This window comes from Nonomuraea phyllanthi (assembly GCF_006334985.2).
Classification (GTDB): Bacteria; Actinomycetota; Actinomycetes; order Streptosporangiales; family Streptosporangiaceae; genus Nonomuraea; species Nonomuraea phyllanthi.
In genome coordinates this window covers 1-22,638 of record NZ_VDLX02000045.1, presented here as the reverse complement: position 1 = coordinate 22,638, position 22,638 = coordinate 1, and the positions used below count along the sequence as shown (strand labels likewise).

The window sequence follows — 22,638 nt, the reverse complement described above, 5'->3', positions numbered from 1 at the left end:
GGCACTCATCCAGCAGCACCATCGCCGCGGCGATCGAGACCGGCTTGGAGGTGGAGGCCATCCGGAAGATCGTGTCCCGGCGCATCGCCGCCCCACCGTCATGCCGCATCGTCCCCATCGCCTCGACATGCGTCCGATCACCCCGGCTGACCAGCGCGACCAGCCCGGGAATCCGCCCCCCATCGACATACCGGGCCAGCACGTCACGCAGCCTGCGCAGCCCGGACTCCGAGAAGCCCTTGTCGCCGTTCTCCATGATGAAATCTCCTCGCGTTCGGTGTCGGCTGGTCAGAGGCTGCGGGCGACGATGTCGCCGTACGCGGTGGTGGCGTGGATGTCGAGCTCCAGGACGCCGGTGTTCTTGAGGGTGTTGGTGACACCGCCGTGGCCGGTGCGGGCTTCCAGGCCCGCCGAGACGCCGGCGGCGGCGCCGACCGAGATGTCGCCCGACTCCGTGCGCAGCTCGACGGTGCCGGCCGTGGCCTGGGCGATCCGGATGTCCCCCCTCGCGGTGCTGATCTGCGCCGGGCCGGTGAGGCGGCCCACCTCGACGTCACCGTCGATCGCCGTGAGGCGGACGCTCGCGGCCTCGTCCAGCTTGATCTGGCGGTACGCGCCCTCGAAGGCGACGTCGCCGAGCCGTCCGACGGCGCGGAACTCGGCGCTGGCCGTCTTGGCCTCGACGCGGGATCCGGCGGGCAGCTTGACCGTCACCTCGATGGCGCCGGAGGGGCCGGGGTAGTGGTTCTTCGCCGGCGTCTCGATCCGCAGGACGCCGTCGGCGTAGTCGACCCTGGTCTGCTCGGCGGCCTTCACGTCGCGGCCCTTCGAGGGGTTCGCGGGCAGGATCTCGACCGCTGTGTCGGTGCGGTCGGCGGCGATGAACTGCACGCGGCCCGCGGGGATGGCCAGGACGGCGGAGACCGGGGCGGGGGTGTCGAACTTCTGCATGGTGTGCTCCTTGCGCATGTCGTTTCTGATGTCGGAAACGCTACGTTGCCTTCACGGCTTCGGCAACTCTTTCGTTGCGAACAAAAGATATTTATGCACGTCAACGCTTGTAAATCGTTGCGATGGAGCTGAAGCGTAACGCAACGATCCGAAGGCTTTCGTTGCAATGTATTGGCGGTGAACGCTATGTTGGGGTGCGTCAGGGAGCACGAAGGAGAAGGGAGCCGTGATGCCGGGAGGCAGGCTCACCCAGCAGGACCGCCAGCAGATCGCGCTGGGGCTGGCCGACGGCCTCGCCTACGCGGAGATCGCCAGACGTCTCGGCCGCCCCACCTCGACGATCACGCGCGAGGTGATGCGCAACGGCGGCCCGACCGGCTACCGCGCCGAGCTGGCCCACCGCGCGACCGAACGGCGCGCCCACTGGCGCAGGCAGGCCACGCCCCGGCAGCCGACGTCCGTCTCCCAGGCCGATGGCCGCGACGCCGCGGCCGTGCGCGAGTACGCGGAGGTGTTCACCACCGTCCTCATGAGCTCGGGCCTGCCGAAGATGATGGCGCGCGTGCTCGGCTGCCTCTACACCACCGACTCCGGCAGCCTCACCGCCGCCGAGCTCGTCCAGCGCCTCCAGGTCAGCCCGGCGACCATCTCCAAGGCGATCGCCCTGCTGGAGGGCCTCGAGCTCGTCCGCCGCGAACGCGACGAACGCCGCCGCGAGCGCTACGTCGTCGACAACGACCTGTGGTACCAGTCGATGGTCCGCAGCGCCCGGGACAACACCCAGCTCGCCGAGACCGCCCGGCAGGGCGTGACCGTCCTCGGCCCCGGCACCCCGGCCGCCGCCCGCCTGGAGAGCATCGCCCGCTTCCTCGACTTCATCAGCGAGAGCCTCAGCCGGGCCGCCGAACAGGCCCGCGAGGTCCTGCACGCCAACCCCGAAGCGCCCTCGGCCGGCACCGCCCCACGGGCGGAGTGACCGGAGCGGTCAGAACCCGGGGTCAGCGGCTCACCGTGGTCTCCCGCTGCACGTACGACAGCTTCTCGGGATTGCGCACGGCGTAGAGCCCGGTGATGAGGCCGCCCTCGACGCGCACCGCCATGACGGTGTCGAGCCGGCCGCCGATCCGGATGATCAGCGCCGGGTGGCCGTTGACCTGCGCCGGTCGCAGCGACGCCGCGGGGGCGAGCCGGTGCAGCACCTGGGCCACCTGGCCGGCTCCCACGACGGGCTCCAGCGCGGCCAGCTTGCGCCCGCCGCCGTCCGTCAGCAGCACGACGTCCGGCGCGAGGATGTCGAGCAGGCGTTGCAATTCACCCGTGTCGACCGCCTGCTGGAACGCCTCCAGCGCGTCGCGGGTCTCGGCCGGGGAAACGACCTCCCGCGGCCGGCGCGCGGCGACGTGCGCCCGCGCGCGGTGGGCGATCTGGCGTACGGCGGCCGGGCTCTTGCCGACGGCCTCGGCGATCTCGTCGTAGTCCAGCTCGAAGACCTCGCGCAGCACGAACACCGCCCGCTCGGTGGGCCCCAGCGTCTCCAGCACCAGCAGCATCGCCATCGAGACGCTGTCGGCCAGCTCGACGTCCTCCGCCACGTCGGGCGTGGTCAGCAGCGGCTCGGGCAGCCACGGCCCGACGTAGGACTCCTTGCGCCGGCCGAGCGTGCGCAGCCGTTTCAGCGCCTGCCGGGTGGTGATCCGGATGAGGTACGCGCGCCGGTCCAGCACCGTGTCGAGGTCGACGCCCGCCCACCGCAGCCAGCTCTCCTGCAGGACGTCCTCGGCGTCCGCGGCCGAGCCGAGCATCTCGTACGCGACGGTGAACAGCAGGTTGCGGTGGGCCAGGAACGCCTCGGTGGCGGCGTCCGTACGACCGCCACGAGCGGGAGGCTCAGCCGTGTCCGTCGGGTGCGCGCCGCGTTCGCTCATTGCTGGTCCCTACCTGCTCGTCCTGGATGGTGCATGCATACGATCCCGGCGCCCGCCGCTGTGTGACACCGGCGGCCGGTGGTCTATGTCACAGCGCCGCGCTGTCACGGGGGCCGGGCCGCCGGGATCTCTTGCTCGTCAGGACGCCGCGCCGGCGATGCGCGCGGCACCACGAGTGAGGAGTACGACATGGAGCCCCGATTCAACCTGATGGACAACGAGCTCGGCGCCACGATCGCCAAGCGGATCTACCACGTCGCCCTGGCGATCGCCCGGTCGCCGCTGCCCCAGTCCACCCAGGACCTGGTGATGCTGCGGGCCAGCCAGATCAACGGCTGCGGTTTCTGCGTCGACTACCACACCAAGGACGCCACGGCGGCGGGGGAGAGCGCGGTGCGGCTCCACCTGGTCGCCGCCTGGCGCGAGTCGACCGTGTTCACCGAGGCCGAATGGGCGGCGCTGGCGCTCACCGAGGAGGGTACCCGGCTCGCCGACGCCCATCTGGGCGTGTCGGACGAGACCTGGGCCCAGGTGCGCGAGCACTACGACGACGACCAGATCGTCGCGCTGGTCTCCCTGGTCGCGATGATCAACGCCAACAACCGGCTCAACGTGATCGTGCGCAACCCCGGCGGCTCCTACCAGCCCGGCCAGTTCGCCGACATGGCCGGCTGACCGGCGCGCGCCCTTGCTGACCGCGCGCGAGCATGCCCAAGCCGGATCCAGACAGCGACGAGTCCTACCTGCCGATTCCTGCGTCCTCCACCGGAGCGCGTGCAGGAGTACCCGAGCCCTACAGCCATGCGAGAAGAGTGGGGTCGAGCGGGACGGTACGACGCTCCGGCCCGACGCATTTTGAAGCCGGCGCGGGCGGGAGCGAGGGATACGGCGGCAAGCAGGGTGACGACCTCCGTGCAGTCCCGGCCGGCCTCGATCATGGCGATGACGCCCGCGAACTGGCCGCCGCTGGGGGTAGCCCCGGCGTCACCCAAGGGACGCGTGATGGAAGGTTGTCGACTCGGGTAGCGTCGGCTTCGTCGTGTTCACTGGCCGTTGCCCGGACGATGACCTGATCGGAGTTGACCATGGCGGAATCGCCGCCGATAACCTCGCCGTTCGTAGAGGCCGCGCCAGCTGCCCGGCATGCCGCGTTCGCCGACCTGGCAGCGGCCGGGCCCGTGCAGCGGGTCATGTTGTTCACGGGTGTCCCGGTATGGCTGATCACCGGTTACGCCGAGGCACGGGAGGCGCTCGCCCACCCTGACATCATCAAGGGCAAGGGGGGTGACGGCCCGCACCGCGACGCCGTCCCGGCCGAACTCGCCGCCGCGATGGACCACCATCTGCTCGGCGCGGACCCGCCCGATCACACCCGGCTGCGCCGGTTGGTTTCTGCCGCGTTCACCCGGCGGCGGATCGAGGGGCTGGAGCCAGAGATCCGGCTCATCGTCGATGGTCTGCTGGACGATGTCTCGGCTGCGGGCAAGCATGGGGCGCCGATCGATCTACTGGCCGCCTTCGGCTATCCCCTCCCGCTCACCGTGATCAGCGAACTGCTCGGCGTGCCGGCGGAGGCTCGGCGTGAGTTCCAGGAATGGACTACGGTGGCCATCAACGGCTCGGTCCACCCGGCCGAGACTTTCATCGCCGCGGCGACCTCGTTGATCGGCTACATCCGGGAACTCATCGCGCAGAAGCTGGCCGACCCGTCCGATGACCTCGTGTCGGCGCTGGTCGCGGTGCGCGCGGACGGCGACCGGTTGTCGGAGGACGAGCTGACCTCGATGGTCTTCCTGTTGCTCGTCGCGGGCTACGAGACCACAGCCCATCTGATCTGTGGCGGCACGCAGACCCTGCTGACCCATCCCGACCAGCTCGACCTGGTGCGGGCCGAACCCGACCGGTTGCCCGCAGTCGTTGAGGAACTGCTTCGGTTCAACGGTCCGGCGCAGGTGTCGACCCCCTACCGGACCGCGGCACCGGTGCGGATCGGCGGCGTCACCATCCCTGCCGGCGAGGTGGTGTTGCCCGCCCTGCTGGCCGCCAACCGCGATCCCCGCCAGTTCCACGCCCCGGAACGGCTCGATGTCACCAGGCCACCCGCATCGCACCTGGCCTTCGGGCACGGCATTCACCACTGCCTCGGCGCGCCGTTGGCCCGGCTGGAGGCCAGGATCGCGCTCGGCGCGCTCGTGGGCCGCTTTCCGGGACTGCGCCTGGCCGTGCCACCGGAGGAACTCACCGTGCAAGCCAGCTTCCTCATCAACGGGCTGACCACCCTGCCAGTCATCGTGACCTGACAGGTCGTCCATCCCGCTCTGCCTCACGGCCCCGTCAGGGGGCCGGGTGGTCCGGGGGAGTCACTCGGCACGACTACGACCTCCGTGTGAGCAGGGCCAGCACCAGGGCAGCGAGGGCAAGCACGGTGCCCGCCCCGTACATCAGCCCCGCTCCCTGCGCCAGCGTCAGCCCGCCGAGCAGCGTGCCGACGCCGATCCCCGAGTAGATCGCCGATGAGTTCAGCGAGACCACCAGCGCCGTTTCCTGGGGCGCGGCGGCGATCAGCCGGTGCTGCTGGGGCGGTGTCTGGCACCAACTGCTCGCCCCCCACCCGGCCACCAGGACGGCGGCGGCCCCGACAGAGGCCAGCCCGGTGGCGGCCATCACCCCCAGCAGTGCCAGGCTGCTCGCCATCACGACATATCCACCTAGCAATACCCGGGTCGCGCCCCACCGGTCCGTCGTATACCCGGCGGCCAGGTTGCCGATCACCGCGCCCAGCCCGTACACGAACAGCATCGAAGCCGGCTCCCCCACCCCCACCGCATGCAACGCGGGAACACTGTAGGCGTAGACCGTGTAGCTGGCCCCCATGCCCAGCACGGTCAGCGGCAGGATGGCCTGGACGGCGGGCCGCCGCAACACGCCGAGCCGCACTCGCAACGGCACGCGCGGCGCGCCCGCCAACCGCGGCATGATCGCAAGCACGCCCGCGCCCACCGCCAGGCACGCCCCAGCCACCAGCGCGAGCGCTGCCCGCCAGCCGAGCCACTGGCCGGCCAGCCCTCCCAGTGGCACGCCGACAGCCGTGGCCACGGTGAGCCCGCCCACCACGGTGGCCAGCGCGCGGCCCCGTGACTCGGGGCGCGAAAGGGCGGCGGCGACCGCGCCCGCGTTCGGCGTGTACGCCGCCGCGCCCGCCGCCGCCAGCACCCGAGTGGCCAGCAGCATGGGGAAGGAGGGCGACAGGGCCGAACCCACGTTGGCCAGTCCGAGCACGGCCAGTGCGGCGACCAGCAATGTCCGCCGCGGCGCCCGCGCCGTCACGGTGGCCAGGATGGGGGACAGTACGGCGTAGGCCACCGCGAACACGGTGACCGACTGTCCAGCGACGGCCTCGGTGACCTGCAGGGACCTGGCCATCGCGGGGAGAAACCCGGCGACGACGAACGCATCCGTCCCCACGGCGAAGGTTCCGAGGGCCAGCACCATCGTCGGCAGCGACCCACGTTTGGCATCAACAGGGATATTGAGCATCCCCTTTATCCTTCCAGGTAGGCCATGCTCGGCTCGGAGCACGGTTGCTCAGAAAACGCCCGGCTCAGGGATGTCCGGCTTCCCGAGGACGCCGGGCCCGGAGGACGCCGGGCGCAGGGCGGGCTCTCGTGGATCATCGCCCGGCCCGGTGTGTCGGCGCGACCGGTTGATCAGCCGCTACGGCGCTCGTAGTGGCGGCGGACCCGGCCAGGGGCGCCGGACGGGGATACGGACAGCAGGTCGGCGACGGTCTGCGCCGCCAGTTCGCGCCGCCAGGCCAACTCGGCGCGCCGCATCGCGGTGGCCACGCCGCACGGGCGCGTGAACTCCCGGGCCGGAGCCTCGGCTCCCGCTCCTCGCTGCCGGATCTCCGTGCACCGGAACGCATCGTCCGGCCCCTCGACCGCCGCCACGATGTCCATGAGCGTGATCTCCGCAGGGGGTCTGGCCAGCCGGAACCCGCCCCGCATCCCGGGGACCGAGTCCAGGATGCCCGCGCGCACCAGCGACTGGAGCCGCTTCTTCAGATACACCGGCGGTAGTTCGAACAGCGCCGCCAGTCGCCCTGTCGGTACCGGCGCCTCGTCCTCCAGCCACGCCAGCGCCAGGCAGCAGTGCAGGCCCCATTCAACTCCTTCGCCCATTCGCATGGAAAGGGATATTACACGTCCCCTTTTGTTGGAGTTGAAGCAGGGCCCCATGGGGACGGTTCCTGCCCGAGCACACCACCGCCGTCAGCCTGCTGGATCGGCTCCTGCACCACAGCCTCGTGGTCACCGAAGGCGAGTCCTTCCGGATGCGACAGGCCCGCGCCCGAGGCCCAGCACGCCTCACCAAGAAGTAGCCGACTACGAAGACCTGGGGACCTTACATGGCCACCAGCGGCCACATTCATTGGCCGTTGACAGAGTGGGGACCCACGACGATGTACCGTCGATTGTCCCGATATCCTCGGGTTATGCGCTTCGGGGTGCTCGGCCCGGTGCAGGTCTGGACGGCTGATGGGCAGCTGGTGGCGGTCCCAGAGACCAAGGTACGAGCCGTGCTGGCTGATCTGTTGGTGTATCAGGGGCAGGTGGTGTCGGCGGCCCGGTTGATCGACGATCTGTGGGGCGACGAGCTGCCGGCCAATCCGATGAGCGCGCTGCAGTTGAAGGTGTCGCGCCTGCGGCATGCCCTGGAAGCGGCCGAGCCTGGTGGCGGTGGGCTGATCTGCTCACGCCCGCCGGGGTATCTGCTGCGTACTGAAGCCGAGGCGGTGGATGCGGAGCGATTCGCGGTCATGACGTCCGGCGCGCAGCAGAGCCGGGATCCTCGGGTCAAAGCAGCGATCCTGTCGGAGGCGCTGGCCCTGTGGCGAGGCCCGCCGTTCGCCGATTTCGCCAATGACGGCTTCGTGCAGTCGGCTATTGCGCGGTTGGAGGAGGCGCGGCTGGCCGCGGTGGAGGCGCAGGCCGAGGCACGGCTGGAGCTGGGCGAGCACAGCCTGCTGGTGGGCGAGCTGGGTGATCTGGTCACGCGGTATCCACTGCGGGAGCGGTTGCGGGCCATCCAGATGCGCGCGTTGTACCGCGCGGGGCAGCAGACCGAGGCCCTGGCCAGCTATGGCGAGCTGCGCGAACGACTGGCCGATGAGCTGGGATTGGACCCCAGCCCGGAACTGGTGGCGCTGCATCAGGCGATCTTGGCGCAGAGCCCCGTCTTGAGCGGTCCTCCGTCGAGCCCGCAGGCAGCCACGCCCGTGGGGACGGGGGACGGAAACATCGGGCGGATGCCGGCGGAGGTGACCAGTTTCGTCGGCCGCGAGCATGAGCTCGCCGTGGGGAAGGCGCTGTTGGCCCGTGCCCGACTGGTGACGTTGACCGGGGCCGGCGGGGTGGGGAAGACCCGGTTGGCCCTGCGCCTGGCGGGCGAGATGGAGCCGGGATTCCGTCACGGCGCGTGGCTGGTGGATCTCGCCCAATTGCAGGATGAGGAACTGCTCGCGTCCACGGTCGCGGCCACGCTCGGGCTGGGCGAGCAGTCGACGTCCTCGCCGCTGACGCACCTGTGCGAGTACCTGGCCGACAAACAGGTGTTGATGGTCTTGGACAACTGCGAGCACCTGATCGAGGCGTGCGCGAGTCTGGCCGCGACACTCCTATCGCGCGCCGCGGGCCTGCGCATCCTGGCGACCAGCCGCCAGCCGCTGGCCATCGAGGGAGAGTCGATCCTGCCCGTCCCGCCGCTGGAGGTCCCGCAGGCCCCAGTCTCCCTGCACGCCGCGCTGGCATCGCAGGCCGTACGGCTTTTCGTCGATCGGGTGGCGGCCACCTGCCCGGACTTCACCCTGACGGAGCACAACAGCGATGCCGTGGCGGGAATCTGCCGGCGGCTGGACGGCATTCCGCTGGCCATGGAGCTGGCCGCGGTCCAAGTTCGGGCCTTGTCCATGGAGGGGCTCCGGGCCCGGCTCGACCATCGGTTCGACCTGCTGGCCAAGCGGCGACGAGCCGTACAGCCGCGGCATCAGACCCTGCGCGCCGCGATCGAGTGGAGCTACGAGATGTGCTCCGCACCCGAGAAAACCCTCTGGGCCAGAATGTCGATCTTCGCTGGCGGATGCGATCTGGACGCCATCGAAGACGTATGTACCGACGGCCCGATAGAGCGGGAAACCGTTCTCGAGCTGGTGGCCGATCTGGTCGACAAATCCATCGTCCTCTGTCAGCACGATGGGATCCAGCCGCGCTACCGCATGCTGGAGACGATCCGCGAGTTCGGCGAAGATCTCCTGGCCTCATCCGGGGAGCTGGCGCCGGTGCGGGCACGGCATTCGGACTACTACCGGCGTCTGGTGCTGCGCGCCTCATCGGAATTGTTCGGGCCGCGCCAGGTCGACTGGCTGATCCAGCTCCGGCGGGAGCAGCCGAACCTTCGTACGGCTCTGGAGAACAGCCTCGGCTCCCCCGGTCAGGAGCGGGCAGCACTCGAGACAGCGAGCGCTCTGCGTTTCGTTTGGATTCTCACAGGGGCACTGCGCGAGGGTAGCCGCTGGCTGGAACGGGCGCTGGAAGTCAATCCCGACGCCACGCACGCCCGCGCCCGGGCACTCAGCGGGCGCGCCTACCTGGTGACCCTGCTTGGAGATATCGAAGGCGCCCTGGAGATGGTGCGGGAAAGCCGTGCGCTTGGTGAGCAACTGAATGATCCGCAGGCACGCGCGTGGGCGGACCTGTGCGAAGGCGCAGCACGGATGTACTCGGGTGACCTGTCCGCAGCCCTCCACCTGCTCCAGCAGGCGCTCGCCGAGCATCGCCGGCTGGACGATCCGCTCGCCTTGTGCATCACCCTCGGTTACCTGTCGCTGGCCGCCGCTGGCGCCGATGATCGGCGAGCAGCGGACTACGAGCAAGAATGCCTCACGCTCTCCCAATCCCACGAGGCAGAAGTGTCGACGTCCTGGAATCTGTGGGTGGCGGGCCTCGGACTGATCCGGCGCGGCGAGGCTGAGCGCGGTGCCGCCCGCGTCCGTGAGTCGCTGGAGCCAAAAGCGCGCACCGACGACCTGGCCGGCGAAGCCCTCTGCGTCGAGGCCCTGGCCTGGGCTGCGGCGATCACCAGCGAGACCGAACGCGCCGCCCGGCTCTTCGGCGCCGCGCACACGCTCTGGCGCAAGGTGGGCAGCTCCCTCGCCGAGACCGTCTATCTGCAGCGCTTCCGCGCGCCCTACGAGAAGCGAGTGCGGGACGCACTCGGCGATGAGGCCTACACCTCACTCTTCGACGAAGGGCGCGAACTGGATATTGACGACGCGATCCGATACGCCCTGCAGGAGCAGGTAGCCGAGCCCCCCGCCTCTGGTGCGCACGCCGACGAGCCCGCGCTGCTTCCTGGCCCTCACACGATGCGGTAGACCGGCCGCCCAGACCACGTTGTGGAGGCCGGCCGGCCGCACGCCGGGCAGTTGGTCGCGATGGTGCCAATCCACGAGCGACGCAGAACGGGCCCTGCTGGAGCCCTCAGGGGCACCGGGCCAGGAAGTCCAAGATCGTACGTGCCAGCCTCACGCGGTGGTCCGAGAGGGCGTGGTCGGTGCGGAAGACGTGATGTTCCAGGTGCCTGACGGGCTGCTCCCGGTAGGCCGCGACGACCGGTTCGTGATGCAGCTCGTACGGGGTGACGGTGTCGCGGCTGGTGCCGATGAGGAGCACCGGGCGGTCGGCGAGCCGCGGCGCGAGCCGGGCCAGCTCCCACGATTCGCCGGCCCGCTCCATCTCGGCCACGAGCGCTTCACCGCTGGTGCCTCGAAGAGGTCCCAGCTCGCCGGCGAAGGCCTCGACATAGGCCGCGCGGCGGCTGGGGTCGGCGCGGCAGAGCGCGGAGGCCGCGCCGAGGTCGAAGCCGGCCGCCGAGACGACCGCGGTGACGGACGGATCCGCGGCCGCGGTCATCAGCGCGGCGAAGCCGCCAAGGCTGTGGCCGATCAGCGTCACCCGGTGCGGGTCGAGGCGGTGAGCGGCCGCGAGGCCGGGGTCGCGCAGCCGGGCCGCGACCGCCGCCGTGTCCTCGAGCACGTGACCCCAGGAGTACGACCCGCCGACGCCCCACGAGCCGCGGTAGTGGAACACCAGGGAGGCGTAGCCGGCGCGGCGCAGAACCTGCGCGAGGTCGAAGTTGCGCTCGTTGCCCGGGAACCCGTGCAGCACGACGGCGACGGGATGCGGACCCGGGCCGGCCGGCACGTGGAGGACGGCCGGCAGCGCGGAGCCGCCGCTGTCGAAGGTCAGCGCGGGGGTGGTGGCCGGGAAGTCGGGGTCGAGCGGCGGGTCGGAGACGAGCGGGTCTGTCATCTTGGCGAGCGGGTCGGTCATCGAGGGCTCCAAAGGTCGAACCGGGCGGGCACGTGGGGGCGGCTTGGCTGTGGGTCAGGCGGCGTCGAGGAGGATCTTCAGCAGGTCCAGCGGCGCGTCCCGCATGAGGTTGTGCCCGCTGTCGAGCGCGTGCGTGGTCCACGCGGGGTCCTCGCGCAGCCGCTGGTAGACGGGGGTGAAGGGCGATTCGCCGGTCCATCCGGCGGCGTACACGTAGACCCGGCGCAGGCTCGGCGCGAGGCCGCCGGTGAGCCGGAGCGGCTGGAACAGCGAGGCGAGCGGGTGGGGCGTGGCCCGGGGGTCGAAGAACGGCAGCGGTCGTACGGCGACACCGGTCTCGACGACGTCGGCGTACCACTGCCGCTCCTGATCGGTGACCACGCTCCAGCAGGAGTCACCGTCCTGCGGCACCATGGCGTCCAGATACACCAGGCCGCTCACGCGCCCGGGCACGCGGTCGGCGACGCCCGTGATCACCATCCCGCCGTAGCTGTGGCCCACCAGCACGGCGTCGTGAATGTCCTCCGCCGCCAGCACCTCGGTCACGTCCTGGATGTGGGTGTCGAGGTTCACCGTGCCGTGCAGCAGGTGGGCGCGCTCGCTGAGACCGGTCAGCGTCAGCGGGAAGGTGCGGTGGCCGTGGTCGCGTAACTGCTCGGCGAGCTCGTCGAAGCACCAGCCGCCGTGGCACATGCCGGGAATCAGGATAAAAGTGGCCATCGCCATGCTCCTTGTCGTTGCCGCTGGTCACTGTCAGGCGTTCGTCCGGATCGCGCCCGGCCGGGGCGCCGCGTCCCGGCGCGGGCGGCCCGCGAACGCGGCGATCATCGCCGCCGCGCCGCACAGGATCGCGGTCCAGGCCAGGGCGGCGTCGGTGGAGGTGCGGTCGGCGAGCAGCCCGGCCAGCCACGGGCCGGCGGTCTGGCCGGCCGCGAACAGGATGGTGAACGCCGACAGGGTGGCGGTCCAGCCGGCGGGCGGGGTGTGGGCCTTGATGAGCGTGGTGACGGCGGCGGGGACGCCCATGAACGTCGCCCCGTACACGATCGCGGAGGCGAGGATGACCGCCGGCGCGGGCACGGCCAGCGCCAGCGCCGCGCCGCCGGCCAGGACGGCGAGCAGCGCGGTCAGCGCACGGGTGCCGGGCCAGCGGGCGGTCGGGCCGCTCCACAGGACGGGCGCCGCCACGACGGCCAGGCCCAGCGCCGTCCACGTGAGCACCACCTGCCCGAGCGGGGCGCGCTGGTCGGCGAGGTAGGCGGACAGGAAGGTGATGTATGTGATGTAGCCGGCGGCGAAGAGCAGGTACGCCAGCGCGATCCCCCAGAGCGGGCGCAGGCGTGCCCGTCCGGCGGCGGCGGCGTGCTCTTCCGGCCCGGTGTTCGCGGCGGTCCAGCTGACCAGGGCGGCCACGGCCGCGGCGAGGCCCAGCCCGGCCCAGGCCAGGCGCCAGTGATCGGCCACCGGCGGGATGGCGGCGCCCCCGGCGGCGATGCCCAGCCCGGCGCCGGCGAAGTACACGGTGATGGGGGCGCCGGAGGCGGCGCGTGCGGCGATGCGCGACGCGATCACGCCGCCCGCGATGAACACGGCCGCTCCCGCCGCCCCGGCAGCGGCTCGTACGGCCAGCAGCACCAGGTAGTCGTCGGTGACGGCGGTGGCGGCCAGGGCCAGCGCGACCAGGACCATGCCCCAGCGGAACGTGGCGGCGGTGCCCCGGCGGCGGGCGACGACGGCGGTCGCCGCCGCGCCGAGCAGGTAACCGAGCCCGTTGGCGGTGTTCATGGCCCCGGCTTCGGCCAGGGACCAGTGGAGGTCGTCGCGCATGGCGGGCAGGAGCAGCCCGTAGGCGAAGCGCGCCAGCCCGAGAGCCGAGGCGGTGCCGAGGGCCAGCCGTGCCGCCTGCCGCATCGGCGGGGCGAGTGCGTGAGGGCGTGGCATGGCGCGCTCCAGAGATAGAACCGATCGGTACGATCTGCGATGCTAGCAGCTCATCGAACCGACCGGTACCATCTGAGGCATGCCGGTTCCCAAAGGCTCGACCCTCGACCCGGAGCGCACGCGCGCCACGATCCTCGAAGCGGCGACCGCGGTGCTGTACGAGCGCGGGCTCGACGGCATCGGCGTCGCCGAGCTGTGCACCCGCATCGGCGTGTCCAAGGAGACGCTCTATCGGCACTTCGGCACCAAGGACGGGCTGGTGGAGGCCATGCTCGCGGCACGCAGCGAGCGGGTGACGCGCTGGCTGGCCAGGGCCGCCGCGTCCGCCGGCGACGACCCGGGCGACCAGCTCGCCGCGGTGTTCGACGCGCTGCAGCAGTGGTACGACGACCCGGTCTTCCGCGGCTGCGCCATGCTGAACGCGGCGGCCCAGCACCACGTCGAGTCCGTAAGGGCCATCACCGCACGCCACCTCGGCCGCTACCTGGAGCTCCTGACCGGCATCGCCGAGCGCGCCGGAGCCCTCGACCCGCACCTGCTGGGACGCCAGCTCCTCATGCTGGTCGAGGGGGCCACGGCCGTCGCCGCGCATCAGGACGCGGCCGGCGCGGGGGAGCACGCCCGCCAGGCCGCGCTCACCTTGCTGTCCGCCGCCTCCCGGCCCGCCCCACGCGGCTAGACTCCTCGGATTCTTCGACGCGAGCCGCGCGCCGGGGCGCGCGGCCGTGCTCCTTGCCGGGAGCCGGTCGGCCGCCGAGCAGGAACTTCAGCGGGTCTGGGGCGAACCGGTCGTCGGTGAACGCGCCCTGAGGCCGGTTCCCGCGCCAGGATCTCCGGCGGCTCTGCACGTGCCGTTCAGCTGACGCCGACGGTCTGCCGCTCGGGCTCGACGAGGGCCACGACGCGCTCCTGCTCCCGGGAGTAGGGCCCGCCGATGTACTTGGTCGAGATCTCGTCGATGATCTCCCAGGCCGCGTCGCCCTCGAGCCATTCGACGACCCGGCCGCGCACGATGACGGGCTGGAACGGGTTGTCGGCGGGCGCGATGGAGATCGCCACCCGAGGGTCGCGGCGCAGGTTGCGGGCCTTGCGCGAGCCCGGTCCGGTGAGGAAGACGACGTGGTCGCCGTGGGTGCCGACCCAGAGCGGGACGGAGTGGGGCGAGCCGTCCGGCAGGACGGTGGCGAGGTGGGCCAGCGAGGTGCCGTCGAGGGCGCGGCGTACGTCCGGGTGGAGCATGTTCTTTCTCCTCTGGGTGAGTGGTGGCGGTGGTCAGCGTGCTACCTCGTAGCGGAGGTGGGTGACGCCGGGCGCGGGGACGGCTTCGACCAGGCGCAGCCGTACGTGCTCGGGCAGCGCCTGGAAGAAGGGGCGGCCACCGCCGAGCAGGATCGGCACCTGGTGGAGGATCACCTCGTCGACGAGCCCCGCCCGCAGGGCCTCGGTCGCGACGCCGCCGCCCATGAGGCCGACGTCCTGGCCGCCGGCCGCCTCGCGAGCCGCCGCGATCGCGTCCGCGATGCCGGTGGTGATCAGGGCCTGCCGCTCGGTCATCTCCGGGGCCGGCCGGTGGCTGAGGACGAACAGCCGGGCCGCCGGGTGCGGGCCGCCGCCGCCGAAACGGTCGGAGTCCTCGTACGTGTTGCGACCCGCCACGATCGCGCCCACGCGCCCGGCGAGGGAGTCGAAGACCCGGGCGCTGGGCTCGCTCAGCCGGAACCCGTCGAACACCTGGCTGGGCGTGTCGCCGTCGAAGTACCAGTCGAACAGCATCGTTCCGTCGCCCAGCCCGCGTCCGGCGCCCGGGTCGCGCCCGGTGATGTAACCGTCGACCGACACGGCGTGGGCGATCATGACCTTGCTCATCGTGGCGACTCCCCTTTGGGTTCCTTCAAGAGACTCCATGACCATAACACTCGGAGTTCCTTCAAGGAACCCCAATTGCTAGACTGATGCCATGCAACGCACGAATTTCGGAGAGATGGCCTGCTCCATCGCGCGCACGCTCGACGTGGTCGGAGAGCCCTGGTCGCCGCTGATCCTGCGCGACGTCTGGGTGGGCATGACCCGGTTCGACCAGCTCCAGGCCGACCTCGGGATCTCCCGCAAGGTGCTGACCGAACGGCTCAACCACCTCGTCGACCAGGGCGTGCTCGAGCGCCGCCCGTACGACAACCGGCCACGGCACGAGTACCATCTGACGGTCAAGGGCGCCGAGCTGGTCGACCTGCTCATGGTCATGACGCGCTGGGGCGACAAGTGGCTCGCGGGCGAGGCCGGGCCACCGGTGCTCTACCGCCACCACGCGTGCGGCGAGATCAGCCAGGTCGACCTGCGCTGCGCCCACTGCGGCGAGCCGATGCACGCCGGAGACATCGACCCGCTGCCCGGCCCGGGCGCGGCCGCCTGACCGGGGCGGGAGGATCAGGGCGACCTCACAATCCGGGGCGCTGTCTCGTCGGACCGGTGAGGGCAGAGGCGAAGCAAGGGAGCCGGCGACACCATGACCACCCCATCCGAGCCGGGCGCGGCGATCGATCCGAGCCTGAGCGCGATCATGAGCGAGCGCCGCCAGCTGATCAACCTCGCCTACCGGCTCCTCGGCTCACTGGCCGAGGCCGAGGACGTCGTCCAGGAGACCTACGCCCGCTGGTACGCCATGTCCCCGCAGCGGCAGGAGGCCATCGAGTCGGTCGGCGGCTGGTTGACCACGGTCGCCAGCCGCATCTGCCTCGACCTGCTCGGCTCGGCACGCGTCCGGCGCGAGCGCTACGTGGGGGAGTGGATCCCCGAGCCGCTGCCGGACCGCACGGAGTGGGCCGGCGGGCGGTCCGACGGCATCGCCGCCGACCCGGCCGACCGCGTCACCCTCGACGAGTCCGTCAACATGGCCTTCCTCGTCGTGCTCGAAGCGATGACCCCGGCCGAGCGCGTCACGTTCATCCTGCACGACGTCTTCTGCCACTCCTTCGCCGAGGTGGCCGAGATCGTCGGCCGCTCCCCGGCGGCCTGCCGCCAGCTGGCCTCCTCGGCCCGCCGCCGCATCCGCGCCGCGCAGCCGCCGGCGGCCCCGGCGGCCCGGAGCGCCGGCATCGTCCGGGAGTTCAAGCAGGCCTGGGAGGCCAAGGACATCGGCGCCCTCGTCAGCCTCCTCGATCCCGAGGCCACGGCGATCGCGGACGGTGGCGGCCGCGCGTCCACCACGCTCCGCCCGATCGAGGGCGGCGAGCAGATCGTGCGGGCGCTGCTCGAGATCACCGGCAGGATCCCCGACCAGACGCTGCTGGAGCGCACGGTCAACGGCCAGCCCGGCCTGGTGGCCCAGCGCGACGGCGTCACCGTGACGGTGATCGCGTTCGACATCGCGGGCGACCGGATCAAGCACATCTGGGCGATCCGCAACCCCGACAAGCTCCGGCCGTGGACAGCGGACCCCCAGCACTGAGCCGAGCCGGCTGGGCGACCGAGCGGATGCGGTTCTCAGGGGCGCGCCGCCCGCCGGGACAGCAGCGACTGCAGCACGACCAGCGCGCCGAGGACGAGCACGGCCACCCCGACCACCCGCAGCCCGGCGTGGGCGCCCGAGACGAACGCGGTGACGACGTCGCGGGCCGAGCCGGGACCGGCCGCGGTCGGCGCCTGGGCCACGGCGTGCGGGTCGCGGCCGACGCGGACGCCCGGCCGGGAGCGCGGCGACGAACCGCGAAGTGAGCACGGTGCCGATGACGGCGACACCGAGCGCGCTGCCGAACTCGCGGGTGGTGGCCTGCAGCCCGGCTCCGGCTCCGGCCTGCGCCGGGGGCAGCGAGATCGCGATGGCGCCGGGCAGGGCCGGCAGGGCCGGCGCCACGCCGGTTCCAGTCACGACGAGCCAGGCGGCGTACCCGGCGTACGACACGTCCGCGCCGCCTGCGGACAGGCCGAGCAGCCCGCGCAGCCGGCGAACGTGAACGCCGGCGCGATGGTGGCGTCGCCGTGACAGGAGCCCGGCGTGCCGCGCTCCCAGGACGATCGGGACGGTCAGGGGCACGATGCCGAGCCCGGCACGCAGGACGCCGAAGCCCATGGCGTACTACAGGAAGGACGCGTTGACGTAGAACAGCGCCGCCGAGCAGGCGAAACCCGACACCACGACCGGACTGCCCCAGCCCTCCTCCGGGCCCTGGACGATGCCGAGCAGCAGCGCCACCGACGCGGCGACGAGCAGCGCCGCGCCGAGCACGTCCATCCGGCGGTCGTGGCCCGGCGACACCGGCGCGATCCGTCCCGCGAGCGCGGCGAGGATCAGCGCGACCGACACGGCGGCGACGAACAGTCAGCGCCACGAACCGGCCGACAGGAGCGCCCCGCCGCCGACGACTCCGCCGATGCCGGTCATCGAGGGGTGCCGGTAAGAAACGTGTCATGAGCCCCAAACGGTGCGTTGCTGCGAGAGCAACAACCCACCTGGACCTGCACTTCCCAGCCCATCGGTTATGCCGAGACCCCCAGATGCCGCAGGGCCCGCGGCGCGCGGGCCCTGTCCTGGGTGTGCGGCTCGGTGACGCGGTGATCGTTACGCAGTGGCGGGTTGGAGGAGTTCGATCTCGATGGCCGGCACGCCGAGCGCCTCCTCGGGGGTCGTAGACGCGGTGGAAGTTGCTCAGCCCTGAGAGGACGGTCCGTGGGTCTATGTCGTTGATGTCGTAGTGTGATCGAGTGAATCTGTAGCGTTATGCCCTGCTGGTGGGCGTGGACATGCTGAGATGGCCGGGTGAGCGAACGCAAGCCGTACGCGACGGACTTATCCGATGAGCGGTGGTCCCTGATCGAGCCGGTGATCACGGCATGGAAGGCCGCGCACCCCTCGGTCAGTGCCCGTGTACAAACTGATCGTCAGGTCGATTTGGGAGATGCCGATCGTGCGAGTCGTCGTCCCATGAGGATGATCATCGCCCACAAGACCATGGCCGGCCTCGTGATGCTCGGATAACCGCTCGTTGGGCTCGGTCCGTGTGAACGCCCGGTCGACCAGGTCATTAGCGATCTGGTCTGGCTTTGTGCGCCGCCACTTGGGCCGGCCGCTGAGGCCTTCCAGCCCTGCGCGGCGCATGAGAGCTCCACCGCTCCGTGGCTGACCGAAACCTGGTGGGGCAGCGTCAGCTCGGTATGTACCCGCCGGGCGCCATAGGTGCCCCGCGAGCGCTGGTGGATCTGCCGGATCAGGTCGGTCAGCCAGACGTGCCGGACGGCCCGCGGTGAGGGCGGCCTTCCTCTCCAGGCGTAGTGCCCGGACACCGAGACAGCCAGGACGCGGCAGGCGATTTCGACGGAGATGCCTTCGCCGGCCACCACCGCGATGGCCTCGAACCGTCTTTGGGGGCGCCGCCTCTCGCACCAGCTCGATTGCCCGTCGAGTGGCCTGTAGCTCGGTCTCCAGCTCGGCGATGCGTCGTTTGGCGGCGCCAGGTGTAGATCGTCTGAGTGCTGATGTCCAGGTCATGCGCCATCTCGGTGGCCGTGCGGCCCGCTTCGAGCAAGTCCAGCACCTTGCGCCGGAACTCCGGCGGGTAGCCCGTCGTCCCATGCCACTTTCCTCTCATCAAGTGGCACAAGAATCCAGAAATCCACCTCCACTTAACCCGGGGCACCAGCATCAAGGGCACGCTCGCCTGACTGGTAACCGCATCCCCACTCTCTGCTATGCCCGCACTTCTGGCGCCGAGGCCATCCCTGGCCCTTCCGTCGAAAATCATTGTATTGCGGGGGTATTGGGCCCATGTTACGATCATGGTGACTCTATGTAATTCATAGAGTCGATCAGCTATTTCGTCCAGCGATGGAGAGATGCTTGAAAGTAAAATTAACCCTGGTGATGTTCTCGGCCCTCACGTTGACACTCACGCCTGAATTAGCCGTAGCAAATACGGAGCCGACACCGTCAGTCGGCGGAATTCAAGCAGTTGAACTTCCGGACGGAACTCATCGAATCACCCTCACGCGTGAGAGCCAACCGAAGCCCGAGCGGCCCACTATTAACCGCCTCACCGCAGAAGCGAAGAACGCTGGTGCCGACCTCAGACCGGCCCTGGAAAAGTACGCACGCGATCTCGCCGTGGCCAATCCCTCAGAGGTGGCCGACCAGCCGGACGGCCCGGCCTACTATCCGCCGGTCAAGATCGACGGTATCCGGATCGAGGAACTTATCGATCTCGGCCAAGTCGCCGAGGACGAGGGCATCCCTCATGTCGAGGCCATCAACAGATATGCCTGGCAGACCGACCTGCAGGCTGTGCACAACAAGCTGGAGAGCACCTTCCCCGACGAGGCGTCCGGCACCAGCCTTCTCAATGACGGCCGTACGGCGAGAATCGGGTTCAAGGGGAAGATTCCAGAACTGGCGCTGCAGCTGGCCCGGTCGCTACCGGGTGAAGTCGAGCTGATCGGTGACAAGGGTTTCTCCAAAAAGGAGTTGCGGGAGGCGCTCGAGTCAAGCTCCAGAGAGCTCGGCAAGCGTGCCGAGGTGGCCGGCTATGTGGGCAACTATGACATCGACACCGGTGTCATTCGCTTCGAGGTCGAGCCACAGAAGGATCTGAAGGATCGCGGGAAGCGCGCCGCCGTTCTCTCCGCTCTGCAACTCCAATCTCCGGCCAACCCCCGCATGCGCATCGAAATCGAACTCACTGATGATCTGAACCTCCGTCCCGCCGCGGCCGTTGGTCAGAACACCGGTGTCGCGGCCGACGACCCCTACCTTCGCGGTGGCGGAATTCTCGCAAGTGGTACTACCGGAACGATCTGGAACTGCACCGGCGGCTTCAACGTGATCCGTTCCGACGGCTACCACTCCACCACCAGTGCGCGCCATTGCTGGGACCTCTCCGGCGATCAGTACTGGTTCTATTTCAACCATCCGAACTACACCGGAAACCGAACCACTCTCGGTTTCACGCAGAATGCGAGCCGGCAATACGACTTCACCCGGCTGGTTCAGTCGGGATCGATAAGTCTCACCTTCACTCGAACTTTTTACGCCGCGCTCAACCGGCCACGGTACGTGACCACCAACGGCACGAGTCCCGTTGACGGCTCCCGCGTCTGTTTCTTCGGCCGCACGAGTCACACTACAGACGGTGCATATACCTGCGGGAATATCGTAGACTCGGACGTCACCTATCGTATGGCCGGTATCTCCGGAGATTGGTTCGGCGCCATCCAAACCATATTCGATGGGCCAGTAAGCACTCAGGGCGGCGACAGCGGCGGACCGCTTTGGTACGGTAATACCGCATGGGGAATCACCTCGACTGGTGGATCCATGAATCTGTTCGTCGCCACCGACCGCATCAACGATACAGATGGGCTTGGGACCAACTGGAACGTATGGACGTGTCCCACCTGCTGACAAGAAAGCCGTAATCCGAATGGCCCGGCTTTGCCGCCGGGCCATTCTCTCATATTGATCTGGACTCGAATATGGTTTCCATGTCGTGGAAAAAGGGCGTAGCCCTGCTGCTCTGCTCGGCGGTCGCCGCCTGCTCGGCCACTTCCGGGTGGATCCAGGCGACCGGCAGTGATCCGGTCATCCTGGTGCACACCGGCGGAGAAACTGGCGCAGTGGGGATCGAGAGTCGGCTCGCCTACCATGCGGCGAGCAAATGTGTGGTTCTACAGGCGGGCGACGGCATCAACATCCCCATCTGGCCGCCTGGCACCGAGCCGATCGTCGTCGATGGTCGTCGCGGCGTGGACGTCAAGGGTGTCGGCAGATTTCTTGACGGAGACCGGGTTCAGCTTGGCGGAAACGCAGCCGATGAAGAGATGATCCCGTCAGTCGCTGATGTCCGTCGCTGCACTGGGCTTCCAGGCCGGCAGAAGCTCATCGTTGTCGGACAGGTTGGGCGCTGAGTCAACGGTTACCTCGCCGCTCCTGCCTCAGTGCCCGTTTACAGACCGATCGTCAGGTGGATTTGGGGGACGTAGTTCGTGCAAGTCGTCGTCCCATGGGGATAATCATCGCCCACAGGACCATGGCCTCGTGATGCTCGGATAACCGCTCGTAATCCCGTATGCACCGCCTGCGCTGGGAGATCCACGACAGGGTCCTCTCCACCACCCACCTCTTAGTGCCCGTGTACAAACTGATCCCTGCGCTTGCTGCGTTGGGCCGATATCGGGCGAAATGGTGACGTAGGGCGAATCGCCTGCGACATAAAGTGACCTTCCGGTAGCAACGGTGGTTATCCAAGCCCCGCCACCAACCGGAAGGTCTGCCGCCGTTGTACGCCACCGCTCCCATCGCTGTCTCCCGTAACGAAGAAACTGCCTGCTCATGCGTGGCCTGCCGATACGGCCGCGGAGCCGATCACCCGATCCGGGCACCCCGCTACACCACCGACATGAGCGACGAAGAATGGCAGGTCATCAAGCCGTTGATGCCCTGGCCGGCCTGGTTGCAGGGCAACGGCGGACGACCCGAGAAGTACTGCCGCCGCCTGATCATGGACGCCATCCGGTACGTGGCCGACAACGGGATCAAGTGGCGCAATCCGCCCACCGACTTCCTGGTGCCCTGGCGCACCGTCCACGCCACCTTCACGCGCTGGTGGCAAGACGGTGATCTCTACGCTCTCCACAACGACCTGCGCGAACAGGTCCGGATAGCCGACGGGCGCGAGCCGGAGCCCAGCGCGGGGATCATCGATTCGCAGTCGCTGCGGGCCGCCGAGACCGTCGCCGCCGGCTCGCGCGGATACGACGCAGCCAAGAAGGTACAGGGCACCAAACGGCACGTCATCGTGGACACCCTGGGGCTGCTGCTGGTCGTCATCGTCACCGCCGCCGGCGTCCAGGACCGCGACGGCGCCAAGCCCACACTGGAACGCCTGCGCGACTGGTACGAGCGGATCACGCTGATCTGGGCCGACAGCGCCTACGCCGGCAAGCTCGTGACCTGGGCCAAAAAGCATCTCCGGCTCACTGTGGAGATCGTCAAGCGCAGCGACGATGTCAGCGGCTTCGTGGTCCAGCCCCGCAGGTGGGTGGTAGAGCGGACGCTGTCGTGGATCTCTCAGCGCAGGCGGTGCGTGCGGGACTATGAGCGGTTATCCGAACATCACGAGGCCATGGTCTTGTGGGCGATGATCATCCCCATGGGACGACGACTCGCACGATCCGCATCTCCCAAACCGACCTGACGATCAGTTTGTACACGGGCACTAAGACGGCTCCGCGTAGGTGCAGACCTGCCAGGTAGCTGTCGGGCGTCTTGTCGAACCGGAAGGCCAGCCCACGCCATTCCTTGATCCGGTTGACGCACCGTTCAAGCAGCTTTCTACAGTGCACCTATATAGCTGTTAGGGCCTGGAGCTGCGATGATTGGTATCGAAGGTCTGCTGGAGTTGGTGTCGGTTATCCAGCGGCTCAAGGAGCAGAGCGCCCCGCGGGAA

25 protein-coding genes and 2 pseudogenes are annotated in these 22,638 nt (G+C 69.5%); 12 read left to right on the top strand and 15 right to left on the bottom strand.

Annotated features, from left to right (window positions below; translation table 11 throughout):
• Positions 1–256, bottom strand: a 256-nt coding sequence (locus FH608_RS50925; protein ID WP_139638430.1) for a serine hydrolase, incomplete at its 3' end; no start/stop codon positions are given.
• Positions 257–288: 32 nt separating this feature from the next.
• A complete protein-coding gene (locus FH608_RS50920) occupies positions 289–951 on the bottom strand; it encodes a DUF4097 family beta strand repeat-containing protein (protein WP_139638429.1) in 663 nt (220 codons plus the stop codon).
• 229 nt (positions 952–1,180) lie between these two features.
• Between FH608_RS50920 and FH608_RS50915 the strand changes: the two genes are divergently transcribed.
• On the top strand, positions 1,181–1,927 hold the full coding sequence (locus FH608_RS50915) for a GbsR/MarR family transcriptional regulator (protein WP_139638428.1): 747 nt from the start codon (positions 1,181–1,183) through the stop codon (positions 1,925–1,927).
• A 22-nt stretch (positions 1,928–1,949) separates the two neighbouring features.
• Here the strand turns inward: FH608_RS50915 and FH608_RS50910 are convergent, their stop codons facing one another.
• The gene (locus tag FH608_RS50910) at positions 1,950–2,876 is read right to left on the bottom strand and encodes an RNA polymerase sigma-70 factor (RefSeq protein ID WP_139638427.1); all 927 of its coding nucleotides are present in this window, start codon (positions 2,874–2,876) and stop codon (positions 1,950–1,952) included.
• Between the two features lie 189 nt (positions 2,877–3,065).
• On the opposite strand from FH608_RS50910, the gene FH608_RS50905 reads away from it, so the two are divergent.
• The gene (locus tag FH608_RS50905; RefSeq protein ID WP_139638426.1) at positions 3,066–3,551 is read left to right on the top strand and encodes a carboxymuconolactone decarboxylase family protein; all 486 of its coding nucleotides are present in this window, start codon (positions 3,066–3,068) and stop codon (positions 3,549–3,551) included.
• On the opposite strand, the gene FH608_RS54700 is transcribed toward FH608_RS50905, so the two are convergent.
• Positions 3,515–3,868, bottom strand: coding sequence for a metal-sensing transcriptional repressor (locus FH608_RS54700; RefSeq protein WP_394367757.1), 354 nt, complete (start codon positions 3,866–3,868; stop codon positions 3,515–3,517). The genes FH608_RS50905 and FH608_RS54700 overlap by 37 nt on opposite strands.
• Before the next feature lie 93 nt (positions 3,869–3,961).
• Here FH608_RS54700 and FH608_RS50895 point away from each other — a divergent pair, with 93 nt between their 5' ends.
• Entirely contained in the window at positions 3,962–5,176 is a 1,215-nt protein-coding gene (locus tag FH608_RS50895) for a cytochrome P450 family protein (RefSeq protein ID WP_139638425.1), read from the top strand.
• Between the two features lie 73 nt (positions 5,177–5,249).
• Here the strand turns inward: FH608_RS50895 and FH608_RS50890 are convergent, their stop codons facing one another.
• Both FH608_RS50890 and FH608_RS50885 read right to left on the bottom strand, forming a co-directional pair.
• Complete coding sequence (locus FH608_RS50890; protein ID WP_139638424.1) at positions 5,250–6,413, bottom strand: MFS transporter; 1,164 nt, start codon at positions 6,411–6,413, stop codon at positions 5,250–5,252.
• Positions 6,414–6,583: 170 nt separating this feature from the next.
• Positions 6,584–7,063, bottom strand: coding sequence for an RrF2 family transcriptional regulator (locus tag FH608_RS50885; RefSeq protein WP_139638423.1), 480 nt, complete (start codon positions 7,061–7,063; stop codon positions 6,584–6,586).
• Positions 7,064–7,122: 59 nt separating this feature from the next.
• Here FH608_RS50885 and FH608_RS54695 point away from each other — a divergent pair.
• A pseudogene (locus FH608_RS54695) lies at positions 7,123–7,257 on the top strand (IS21-like element ISRso6 family helper ATPase IstB); the annotation flags it as partial.
• Between the two features lie 114 nt (positions 7,258–7,371).
• Positions 7,372–10,308, top strand: a complete 2,937-nt coding sequence (locus FH608_RS50880) for a BTAD domain-containing putative transcriptional regulator (RefSeq protein ID WP_193319114.1) — start codon at positions 7,372–7,374, stop codon at positions 10,306–10,308.
• A gap of 106 nt (positions 10,309–10,414) precedes the next feature.
• On the opposite strand, the gene FH608_RS50875 is transcribed toward FH608_RS50880, so the two are convergent.
• From FH608_RS50875 to FH608_RS50865, 3 genes are read right to left on the bottom strand one after another with little or no spacing between them, the layout of a single operon-like run.
• Positions 10,415–11,266 (bottom strand): alpha/beta hydrolase family protein, encoded by an 852-nt coding sequence (locus FH608_RS50875; RefSeq protein WP_226900748.1) that lies wholly within the window; start codon positions 11,264–11,266, stop codon positions 10,415–10,417.
• Between the two features lie 54 nt (positions 11,267–11,320).
• On the bottom strand, positions 11,321–11,986 hold the full coding sequence (locus tag FH608_RS50870; protein WP_139638421.1) for an alpha/beta fold hydrolase: 666 nt from the start codon (positions 11,984–11,986) through the stop codon (positions 11,321–11,323).
• 33 nt (positions 11,987–12,019) lie between these two features.
• Positions 12,020–13,207 (bottom strand): YbfB/YjiJ family MFS transporter, encoded by a 1,188-nt coding sequence (locus FH608_RS50865; protein WP_226900747.1) that lies wholly within the window; start codon positions 13,205–13,207, stop codon positions 12,020–12,022.
• Positions 13,208–13,286: 79 nt separating this feature from the next.
• Between FH608_RS50865 and FH608_RS50860 the strand changes: the two genes are divergently transcribed.
• On the top strand, positions 13,287–13,886 hold the full coding sequence (locus FH608_RS50860; protein WP_139638420.1) for a TetR/AcrR family transcriptional regulator: 600 nt from the start codon (positions 13,287–13,289) through the stop codon (positions 13,884–13,886).
• 176 nt (positions 13,887–14,062) lie between these two features.
• On the opposite strand, the gene FH608_RS50855 is transcribed toward FH608_RS50860, so the two are convergent.
• Complete coding sequence (locus FH608_RS50855; RefSeq protein WP_139638419.1) at positions 14,063–14,446, bottom strand: PPOX class F420-dependent oxidoreductase; 384 nt, start codon at positions 14,444–14,446, stop codon at positions 14,063–14,065.
• A 33-nt stretch (positions 14,447–14,479) separates the two neighbouring features.
• On the bottom strand, positions 14,480–15,073 hold the full coding sequence (locus tag FH608_RS50850) for a dihydrofolate reductase family protein (protein ID WP_139638418.1): 594 nt from the start codon (positions 15,071–15,073) through the stop codon (positions 14,480–14,482).
• A 91-nt stretch (positions 15,074–15,164) separates the two neighbouring features.
• Between FH608_RS50850 and FH608_RS50845 the strand changes: the two genes are divergently transcribed.
• Together FH608_RS50845 and sigJ are read left to right on the top strand one after the other, a co-directional pair.
• On the top strand, positions 15,165–15,617 hold the full coding sequence (locus tag FH608_RS50845) for a winged helix-turn-helix transcriptional regulator (RefSeq protein ID WP_139638417.1): 453 nt from the start codon (positions 15,165–15,167) through the stop codon (positions 15,615–15,617).
• Between the two features lie 93 nt (positions 15,618–15,710).
• Complete coding sequence (sigJ, locus tag FH608_RS50840; RefSeq protein ID WP_139638416.1) at positions 15,711–16,652, top strand: RNA polymerase sigma factor SigJ; 942 nt, start codon at positions 15,711–15,713, stop codon at positions 16,650–16,652.
• Positions 16,653–16,687: 35 nt separating this feature from the next.
• Here the strand turns inward: sigJ and FH608_RS53680 are convergent, their stop codons facing one another.
• Positions 16,688–16,855, bottom strand: a complete 168-nt coding sequence (locus tag FH608_RS53680) for a hypothetical protein (protein WP_226900746.1) — start codon at positions 16,853–16,855, stop codon at positions 16,688–16,690.
• Positions 16,856–17,279: 424 nt separating this feature from the next.
• The gene (locus FH608_RS53675; protein WP_226900745.1) at positions 17,280–17,507 is read right to left on the bottom strand and encodes a hypothetical protein; all 228 of its coding nucleotides are present in this window, start codon (positions 17,505–17,507) and stop codon (positions 17,280–17,282) included.
• A 453-nt stretch (positions 17,508–17,960) separates the two neighbouring features.
• Between FH608_RS53675 and FH608_RS50830 the strand changes: the two are divergent.
• Positions 17,961–18,047 (top strand): annotated as a pseudogene (locus FH608_RS50830) (IS5/IS1182 family transposase); the annotation flags it as partial.
• Between the two features lie 35 nt (positions 18,048–18,082).
• On the opposite strand, the gene FH608_RS54690 reads toward FH608_RS50830, so the two are convergent.
• Positions 18,083–18,484 carry an IS3 family transposase gene (locus tag FH608_RS54690; protein ID WP_193319113.1) on the bottom strand — a complete coding sequence of 134 codons (402 nt, stop codon included), beginning with the start codon at positions 18,482–18,484 and terminating at the stop codon, positions 18,083–18,085.
• Positions 18,418–18,789, bottom strand: a complete 372-nt coding sequence (locus FH608_RS54685; RefSeq protein WP_226900751.1) for a transposase — start codon at positions 18,787–18,789, stop codon at positions 18,418–18,420. The genes FH608_RS54690 and FH608_RS54685 overlap by 67 nt, the downstream gene beginning before the upstream one ends.
• Before the next feature lie 248 nt (positions 18,790–19,037).
• Between FH608_RS54685 and FH608_RS50815 the strand changes: the two genes are divergently transcribed.
• The 3 genes from FH608_RS50815 to FH608_RS50800 all read left to right on the top strand — a co-directional run bounded on the left by FH608_RS50815 (position 19,038) and on the right by FH608_RS50800 (position 22,386).
• The gene (locus FH608_RS50815; RefSeq protein ID WP_139638415.1) at positions 19,038–20,594 is read left to right on the top strand and encodes a S1 family peptidase; all 1,557 of its coding nucleotides are present in this window, start codon (positions 19,038–19,040) and stop codon (positions 20,592–20,594) included.
• Positions 20,595–20,674: 80 nt separating this feature from the next.
• Entirely contained in the window at positions 20,675–21,097 is a 423-nt protein-coding gene (locus FH608_RS50810; RefSeq protein WP_139638414.1) for a hypothetical protein, read from the top strand.
• Between the two features lie 491 nt (positions 21,098–21,588).
• Positions 21,589–22,386, top strand: a complete 798-nt coding sequence (locus tag FH608_RS50800; protein ID WP_139638431.1) for an IS5 family transposase — start codon at positions 21,589–21,591, stop codon at positions 22,384–22,386.
• Positions 22,387–22,638: the final 252 nt, after the last annotated feature.